5 protein-coding genes and 1 pseudogene are annotated in these 7,213 nt (G+C 73.0%); 5 read left to right on the forward strand and 1 reads right to left on the reverse strand.

Annotation, left to right across the window (positions count from 1 at the left end; all coding sequences use genetic code 11):
- The first annotated feature begins 349 nt into the window (after positions 1-349).
- The 5 genes and pseudogenes from J1M44_RS03395 to J1M44_RS03415 form a co-directional block, all read left to right on the forward strand.
- On the forward strand, positions 350-1,630 hold the full coding sequence (locus J1M44_RS03395; RefSeq protein ID WP_144825018.1) for a Glu/Leu/Phe/Val family dehydrogenase: 1,281 nt from the start codon (positions 350-352) through the stop codon (positions 1,628-1,630).
- Positions 1,631-1,893: 263 nt separating this feature from the next.
- A complete protein-coding gene (locus tag J1M44_RS03400; protein ID WP_065572761.1) occupies positions 1,894-2,445 on the forward strand; it encodes a YceI family protein in 552 nt (183 codons plus the stop codon).
- Positions 2,446-2,517: 72 nt separating this feature from the next.
- Positions 2,518-3,243 (forward strand): dienelactone hydrolase family protein, encoded by a 726-nt coding sequence (locus J1M44_RS03405; protein ID WP_002858216.1) that lies wholly within the window; start codon positions 2,518-2,520, stop codon positions 3,241-3,243.
- 86 nt (positions 3,244-3,329) lie between these two features.
- A complete protein-coding gene (locus tag J1M44_RS03410) occupies positions 3,330-4,232 on the forward strand; it encodes a hypothetical protein (protein ID WP_065572762.1) in 903 nt (300 codons plus the stop codon).
- A gap of 52 nt (positions 4,233-4,284) precedes the next feature.
- Positions 4,285-5,652 (forward strand): annotated as a pseudogene (locus tag J1M44_RS03415) (aminotransferase class III-fold pyridoxal phosphate-dependent enzyme); the annotation flags it as partial.
- Between the two features lie 220 nt (positions 5,653-5,872).
- On the opposite strand, the gene J1M44_RS03420 reads toward J1M44_RS03415, so the two are convergent.
- Entirely contained in the window at positions 5,873-7,210 is a 1,338-nt protein-coding gene (locus tag J1M44_RS03420) for a uracil-xanthine permease family protein (RefSeq protein ID WP_144825016.1), read from the reverse strand.
- Positions 7,211-7,213 lie beyond the last annotated feature (3 nt).

The raw sequence follows: 7,213 nt of genomic DNA on the forward strand, positions 1-7,213 counted from the left end.
GTCATGAGGGGCTCCTTCACGGGGCTGGGGCGTCGGGCCGAGGTCGCGGGCGGGGTGCCTCGCGCGGCGGACGGCCGGGGGACGGACCAGGTGGGCCCTGAGCGAGCGGCGTCGGTTCGACGCCGAAGGGCGCCGCGGGTGTGCGGCGCGTCCACAGCACAGTACACGCCGCTGTGTCCGACGTCACCCGGGTGAGTGTGGATCTCGGCTCAGAAGGGGTGACGGGTGCGGGGGGAGCGCGTAGCGTTCATCGCGGTCCGGACGGCGTCGGCCGCGCAATGGGGCGCGGCCCTCCGCGCGTCGGTCGGGCCGCGACACATTCCTTCCCACCGGACCACGAGGACGCTCAATGACGAGGATCCCCGCCGAGGACGAGGCCGTGACGGCCCCGTCCTCCCCGCTCGACAACGCCCTGGCCCAGCTCTCCGCCGCCGTGAAGACGCTCGGCTACGACGAGGGCCTGCACCAGATGCTCGCCGCCCCCCGCCGCGAGATGGCCGTCTCCATCCCCCTGCGCCGCGACGACGGCTCCACCGAGGTGCTCCGCGGCTACCGCGTGCAGCACAACTTCTCCCGCGGCCCGGCCAAGGGCGGCGTGCGCTTCAGCCTGGACGTGGACCTGGACGAGGTCCGCGCGCTGGCCATGTGGATGACCTGGAAGTGCGCCCTGCTGGACGTGCCCTACGGCGGCGCCAAGGGCGGGGTGACCATCGACCCGCGCCAGTACTCGAAGGCCGAGCTCGAGCGCGTCACCCGCCGCTACACCTCCGAGATCCAGCCGATCATCGGCCCCGAGGTGGACATCCCCGCCCCGGACGTGGGCACGGACGAGCAGACCATGGCCTGGATGATGGACACCTACTCGGTGAACGTCGGCCACACCACGCTCGGCGTGGTCACCGGCAAGCCCGTCTCGCTCGGCGGCTCGCTGGGCCGTGCCTCCGCCACCTCGGCGGGCGTGGTCCACGTGGCGCTCGCCGCGCTCGAGCACCTCGGCATCGAGCCGTCGCAGGCGACGGCGGCGGTCCAGGGCTTCGGCAAGGTCGGCGCCGGCACGGTCGAGCTGCTCGAGGCGGCCGGCGTGAAGGTCGTGGCCGTGTCGGACCAGTACGGCGCCGTGCGCGACGACGAGGGCCTGCACTACGACGCCCTGCAGAGGCAGCTCTGGGACACCGGCTCCGTGAAGGACACCCCCGGCACCGCGTCCATGGACGCGGACGAGCTGCTCGAGATGGACGTGGACCTCGTGGTCCCGGCCGCCGTGCAGTCCGTGCTGACCGAGGAGAACGCCCCGCGCGTGCGCGCCCGGCTGGTGGTGGAGGGCGCCAACGGCCCCACCACGGGCGAGGCCGACCGCATCCTCGCGGAGAAGGGCGTCCTGGTCGTCCCGGACATCCTGGCCAACGCCGGCGGCGTGATCGTCTCCTACTTCGAGTGGGTCCAGGCGAACCAGGCCTACTGGTGGAGCCGTGAGGAGGTGGACGAGCGCCTGAAGCAGCGCATGGTCGCCGCGTGGCAGGCCGTGCTGGCCACCTCCGAGAGCCGCCGCGTGAGCCTGCGCGAGGCCGCCACCCTGACCGCCGTGCAGCGCGTGGCCGAGGCCCACCGCACCCGCGGCCTCTACCCGTGACGGGGGGCGGCCCCGCCGCCTGACCCCGCGCCGACGGCCCGGAACCCCCACAGGTTCCGGGCCGTCGTCGTGGGTGGGCGCGGCCCGATGGGCCCCCGCGGCCCGTGACGTCCGTCTCTCTTTCGAATTTTGACGACCAGGCATGGACAACCCGCCCGGATGATGTTTAAATTTGAAACAAGTTCGGAGGCCACGGAGCCCTCGCCCCCCGCGGCGGCCCACCCCGGACACACCAGACAGATCCGCTTCAGAAGGAGCACCCCATGAACGCCATCACCACCGGAACCTGGAATCTCGACGCCGCGCACTCGGACGTCGACTTCGTCGTCCGCCACGCCGGCATCTCCAAGGTCCGCGGCACCTTCCACGCCGTGGAGGGCCAGCTCGTCATCGCCGAGCAGTTCACCCAGTCCTCCGTCGACGTGACCGTCGACGTCGCCTCCATCAGCACCAAGAACGAGGGCCGCGACGCCCACCTGCGCTCCGCCGACTTCTTCGACGTGGAGCAGTTCCCCACCATGACCTTCCGCTCCACCGAGGTCCGCGGCGAGCCCGAGGAGTTCACCCTGGTCGGCGAGCTGACGCTGCACGGCGTCACCCAGACCGTGGAGCTCGAGGCCGAGTTCGGCGGCCAGGACAAGGATCCCTTCGGCGCGACCCGCGTGGGCTTCGAGGCCACCGGCGAGATCTCCCGCAAGGACTTCGGCCTGACCTGGAACGCGGCCACCGAGGCCGGCGGCGTCCTGGTCTCGGACAAGGTGAAGCTCGAGATCGGCGCCGCCTTCGTGCTGCCCGAGGCCGACGCCCAGGCCTGAGCCTGAGTCGACCTCGCGCGTCGAGACCGGGTCCCTCGATGAGGGGCCCGGTCTCCTCGTAGGGTGGGGCCCATGATGGCTTCGAAGACCCCGCACCAGAACGTCACGTTCGACCTGCCCACCAAGGACGCCGGCCAGGACGGCGACCGGACGGGCCACGGCTACCTCGCGCTGCCCGCCTCCGGGAAGGGCCCCGGCGTGATCGTGATCCAGGAGTGGTGGGGCCTGGTGGACCACATCAAGGACGTGTGCGACCGCCTCGCCGACCTCGGCTTCGTCGCGCTCGCCCCCGACCTCTACGGCGGCTGGATCGCCCACGACGGCGACGAGGCCGGCGAGATGATGCAGAACCTGCCCGCCGAGGAGGGCGCCCGCCAGCTCGCCGGCGCCGTCGACTGGCTCCTCGCGCGGGACGAGGTGACCTCGCAGACCGTGGGCGCGATCGGCTTCTGCATGGGCGGCGGCTTCGTGCTCGCCCTCGCGGCCCAGCAGGGGGACAAGGTCTCCGCCGCCGTGCCCTTCTACGGTGTGGGCCAGGGCGTGCCCGGCGACTTCTCCGGCGTCACCGCCGCCGTTCAGGGCCACTACGCCGAACAGGACGACTCCTTCCCCGTCGAGGACGCGCGGAGGCAGGAGCAGCAGATCCGTGAGGAGTCCGGGGCCGACGTCGAGTACTTCTACTACGACGCCCCGCACGCCTTCCACAACGACGAGAACCCCCAGGGCAACCACCGGCCCGAGGCCGCGGCCCTCGCCTGGGACCGCGCGGTCTCCTTCCTGAAGGAGAAGGTCCGCTGAGGGGCTCCCGTGGCGGCCGGGGCGGGAAGTCCCGCGCGAGCAGGGGCGGCCCCGCCCGGTCCACCCGCTCCGGCGGCGGGCGCGGCGTGGCCAAGGGCGTGAAGCCCGCGGGCCGCGCCGGAGGTGAGGGCCGGCGTCGTCCCGCGCCCGCGCCACCGGCCGACCTGCCCGTCCCGCCTGAGACCCTCTTCCTGGCCACCATCCCCGGGGCCACGCCGTCCACGTGGGTGGAGCGGTTCACCACCCGCCAGCGCACGGTGCAGCTCGTCAACCACGACGACGCCGCCCAGCTGGCCCACCTCGCCCACGACGACGCCGGTCAGCCCCGCCACTTCCTGCCGCAGCTGGGCTACGTGCGGCGCCGCCGCGACGTGCCCGCCGAGGAGTTCCTGCGCGCCGGCGGCGTCGACCCGCGGCACGTGCACCTCGTGGGCGTGTACTCCGAGCTGCCGGTGGTGTGCGTGGGCAGGGACCACCTGCTCGCCGCGTGGGACGTGGACGCGGACGGCCCCGTGCCGCCCGCCGAGCTCGACCCGGACGAGGAGCTGGATCCCGCCCGCTTCGCCTCGGCCCCCAGCGCGGAGCCGATGGACGCCGCCGAGCTGCCCGGCGCGGGCGAGCGGATGGCCCTGGAGATCGCCGCGTCCGGCGCCGGCCACGTCGTGCTGCCGATGTCCGTGGCCCGCATGTTCGGCCGCAAGGACGTGATCGTGCTGCCGCTGGCCTCCACCCTGGACGACACCGTGGGCCTGTCCCGCGCCGACCGCGAGGCCGCCGCCACGCGGTCCGCGCTCGCGGACGAGCAGGCACGGGCCGAGGCGGAGGCGGGCGCCGCCGTCGAGGGGCCGGACCCCGCGGGTCAGGGCGACGACGACGCCCGCCACCCCGGCTGGGATGTCGCCCTGGCCTGGCTCAAGGCGGCCGACTCGGAGCTCGTGCAGGCGTTCGTGGGGGTGGCCCGCGGGCGGCGGGGCGCCAGCTCACGCTGAGGGCGGGCGCGCCTATGCTCGGAATGACCCGCATCACACTCAAGGAGGGCGCATGTCCGAGCATCAGCAGCACGTCGGCCGCCGGGATCCCCGGATCAGCGACGAGGCCATCGAGCGGGGCCGCCGCGCCCACGAGCTCGACCGCGCGCACGTGTTCCACTCGTGGAGCGCGCAGCGCGATCTGAATCCGATGACCATCCTCGACGCCGAGGGGTCGTGGGTGTGGGACGGCGAGGGTCGGCCCATGGTCGACTTCAGCGGGCAGCTCGTCTTCACGAACGTCGGCCACCGCCACCCGAAGATCGTGGCCGCGATCCGCGAACAGGCCGAGACGCTCGCCACCGTGGCCCCGCAGCACGTCAACGACGCCCGGTCCGAGGCGGCCCGGCTGATCACGGAGCGGCTGCCGGAGTCCATCAACCACGTGTTCTTCACGAACGCGGGCGCGGAGGCCAACGAGCACGCGGTGCGGATGGCGCGCCTGCACACGGGCCGGCACAAGGTGCTCTCCGCGTACCTCTCGTACCACGGCGCCACGCGCCTGACGGCGAACCTGACCGGTTCCCTGCGGCGCGTGGGCTCGGACTCGGCCTCCGACGGCGTCGTGCACTTCCAGCCCGCGTACACGTACCGCTCCGCGTTCGGCTCGGAGAGCGACGAGCAGGAGGCCGAGCGGGCGCTGGCCCACCTGCGCGACGTGATCGAGCTCGAGGGCCCCTCCACCGTGGCCGCCGTGGTCCTCGAGGCCGTCCCCGGCACCGCGGGCATCTTCCTGCCGCCGCCGGGCTACATGGCCGGCGTCGGGGAGCTGTGCCGTGAGCACGGGATCCTGCTGATCATCGACGAGGTCATGGTCGGCTTCGGCCGCGTGGGCGAGTGGTTCGGCCATCAGCTGACGGGCGTCACCCCGGACATCGTCACGTTCGCCAAGGGGGTCAACTCCGGGTACGTGCCGTTGGGCGGCGTCGCCATGAGCGACGACGTCTACGAGAGCTTCGCGACCACGCCCTACCCCGGCGGCCTGACCTACTCGGGCCACCCCCTCGCGTGCGCGGCCGCCGTCGCCGCGATCACCGCGATGGAGGAGGAGGGCATGGTGGCCAACGCGAAGCGCATCGGCGATCAGATCATCGGGCCGCGGCTGGCCGAGATCGCCGCGGCCCATCCGAGCGTGGGCGACGTGCGCGGCGCCGGCGCGTTCTGGGCCGTCGAGCTGGTGAAGGACCGGCAGACTCGGGAGCGGCTGGCCCCGCTCGGTCAGGTGGCGCCCGTGATGGGGCGGATGATGGCCGAGGCGAAGGACCGGGGGCTGCTGCTGTTCATGGCCGAGAACCGGTTCCACCTGTGCCCGCCGCTGAACATCTCGGACGCGGACCTGCGCTTCGGCCTCGACGTGCTCGACCAGGTCCTCACCCTCGCCGTCCCACACCCACGACCCCTCGGCGTCGAGGATGGTCATCGGATTCAGATCGCGCTGCGCGCTCCACGAGTGGAACACGTGCGCGCGGTCGAGCTCGGCCCCGCCCCGCGCAGCCGACCCCCCGCGTTGTCGAACGAGAAATGGGGGTTCTCAGCGCTTTCGGTCGTGAGATTGGCCCTATCTCACGACCGAAAGTGCGCGGGGCGGGGCGGAGTCGGGGTCAGCCGAGCCGGCCGGCCTCCGAGGCCTCGAACTCCTCCTCGTCCTCGGGCACCGGCTCGGTGCCGCGGGCGCGGGCGATCGCCGTCATGAGGTGGTACACCACCAGGGCGGCGACCGTGCCGAGCGTGATGCCGCCGAACACGAGCCCGCCGACCACGAGCTGGGGGTCGGCGATCGCGATGATCAGGCCCGCACCCGCCGTCATGAGGTGCACGGTGTTGGAGAAGTCCACGCGGTTCTGCACCCAGATGCGCACGCCCATCATGCCGATCATCCCGTAGAGGATGATGCCCGCGCCGCCGGCCACCCCGGCCGGGATGGTGGCGACGGCGGCCCCGAACTTCGGCAGGAACGCGAGGGCGATCGCGGTCAGGCCGGCCACCCAGTACGCCGCCGTCGAGTAGACGCGAGAGCTGGCCATCACGCCGATGTTCTCGGCATACGTGGTGGTGCCGACGCCGCCGCCCGCGCCGGAGAGCATGGTGGACAGGCCGTCCGCGATCAGGGCACGGCCGGTGAGCGGGTCCAGGTCGCGCTTGGTCATCAGTCCGACGGTCCTGACATGGCCGATGTTCTCCGCGACCAGCACGAGCACCACGGGCAGGAACAGGGGCAGCAGGTCCCAGCGCAGCTCCGGGCCGTGGAAGGGCGGCAGCCCGATCCAGGCGGCCTCCCGGACGGCGGCGAAGTCCACCTGACCCTGCGCGAGGGCCAGCAGGTAGCCCACCACGATGCCCACGAGGATGGACAGGCGGCCCAGGAGTCCCCGGAACGCCACCGCCGTGAGCACCACCGCCAGGGCCGTGCCGAACGTGGTGACGGGCACCTCCTGCATGGCCGTCGTCGTGGCGCCGGCGAGGTTGAGGCCGATCAGGGCCACGATCGTGCCCATCACCGCCGGCGGCATGAGCGCGTGGATCCAGCCGGTGCCGGCGCGGTGCACGATCGCGCCGATCACCGTGAGCAGCAGGCCCGTCACGAGGATGCCGCCGAGCGCGGCCCCCGTGCCGCCGATCGTGGCGGCGGCCGTCAGCGGTGCGATGAACGCGAACGAGCTGCCCAGGTACGAGGGCAGGCGGTTGCCCGTGATGACCAGGAAGAGCAGGGTGCCGAGGCCGGAGAAGAGCAGCGCCGTCGTCGCGGGCATGCCGGTCAGGGCGGGCACGAGCACGGTGGCGCCGAACATGGCCATCACGTGCTGCACGCCGATGCCCACGGTCCGGGGCCAGCTCAGCCGCTCGTCCGGGGCGACGACGGTGCCCGGGGTGATGGTGCGGCCGTCGCCGTGGAGGCGCCAGCCGGGGCCGCGTGAGGACCGGGTGGGGGTGGGGGACATGGC

The organism is Micrococcus sp. KRD128, from assembly GCF_017168395.1.
GTDB lineage: Bacteria > Actinomycetota > Actinomycetes > Actinomycetales > Micrococcaceae > Micrococcus > Micrococcus luteus.

What these genes read in the sequence shown, in the direction of transcription:
- J1M44_RS03405 (WP_002858216.1), top strand. Translation starts at nt 2,518, where the DNA reads ATGATGGCTTCGAAGACCCCGCACCAGAACGTCACGTTCGACCTGCCC.
- J1M44_RS03395 (WP_144825018.1), top strand. Translation starts at nt 350, where the DNA reads ATGACGAGGATCCCCGCCGAGGACGAGGCCGTGACGGCCCCGTCCTCC.
- J1M44_RS03400 (WP_065572761.1), top strand. Translation starts at nt 1,894, where the DNA reads ATGAACGCCATCACCACCGGAACCTGGAATCTCGACGCCGCGCACTCG.
- J1M44_RS03420 (WP_144825016.1), bottom strand. Translation starts at nt 7,210, where the DNA reads ATGTCCCCCACCCCCACCCGGTCCTCACGCGGCCCCGGCTGGCGCCTC.